Source organism: Rhizobacter sp. P3_B12, from assembly GCF_056402895.1.
On sequence record NZ_JBFUGN010001604.1, the window covers coordinates 1 to 773 of the forward strand.

Annotated in this window: 2 protein-coding genes; both read right to left on the reverse strand. The window is 70.0% G+C overall.

The genetic code is table 11. The features are described from left to right. Positions 1 to 97: 97 nt before the first annotated feature. Positions 98 to 538, reverse strand: coding sequence for a DNA polymerase III subunit chi (locus tag AC1D01_RS37165; RefSeq protein WP_169673440.1), 441 nt, complete (start codon positions 536 to 538; stop codon positions 98 to 100). A 112-nt stretch (positions 539 to 650) separates the two neighbouring features. Then, a partial coding sequence (locus AC1D01_RS37170) for a hypothetical protein (RefSeq protein ID WP_477874889.1) occupies positions 651 to 773 on the reverse strand: 123 nt, incomplete at its 5' end.

The following is a 773-nucleotide window of genomic DNA, read 5'->3' on the forward strand; positions in this document are numbered from 1 at the left end:
GTACATCGATCGATCCCCCGAGGGGATGCGGGGTACATCGATCGATCCCCCGAGGGGATGCGGGCCGGCTCGGGAACGGTCCAGCGCTCGGCCCGCTTCATCCACCCTCCTGCGCGACGTCGTGCCGCACGATCGGGTAACCGCGATCGGTGTAGTGCTTCCAGCGCGCCCGGCCCGACGGGCGGTCGTCGCCGTCGCGCGAGACCAATTCGATCACGCGCTCGAAGCTCTCGAAGCCGTCGGCAGGTTCTTCGCCCAGGTTCAGCAGCACCTCGTGGTGCGGCGCATCGGCCACCTGCTCGACCAGCCACACCGGCGTGTGCGCGAGCCGCGGTGCGATCGCCTGGCCGGCGCGTGCATGCACATGGGGCACGAAATCGGTGGGTTCGAACACCCACAGCTGCTTGTCGAGGCGCCCGAGCACCGGTGCGGGGCCTGCGACCACCACGCGTGCACCGCGGCGAGTCGCCTTGCGCAGCAATCTGCACGCATACGACAGCCTGTCGGGCACGTTGAAGTGGAAGCTGACCTCGGTCATGGAGCCCCCACGTCGCTGCGCTCCTGCCCCCCGAGGGGGCGCCTCCCACTCGGCCCGGCAAAGCCGGATCCTGGGGAGTTGCTTGATGGAGCGGCTTGTGCGGGCTGCGGCATTACTTTGCCTGCGACAGCACGAACTGGGTCAGCAGCGGCACCGGCCGGCCGGTCGCGCCCTTGGCCGCGCCGGACTTCCAGGCGGTGCCGGCGATGTCCAGGTGCGCCCAGCGGTACTTGGC

Bases quoted from the DNA above. Each gene is read 5' to 3' on its own strand.
- AC1D01_RS37165 (WP_169673440.1), bottom strand. From the start codon at position 538: ATGACCGAGGTCAGCTTCCACTTCAACGTGCCCGACAGGCTGTCGTAT.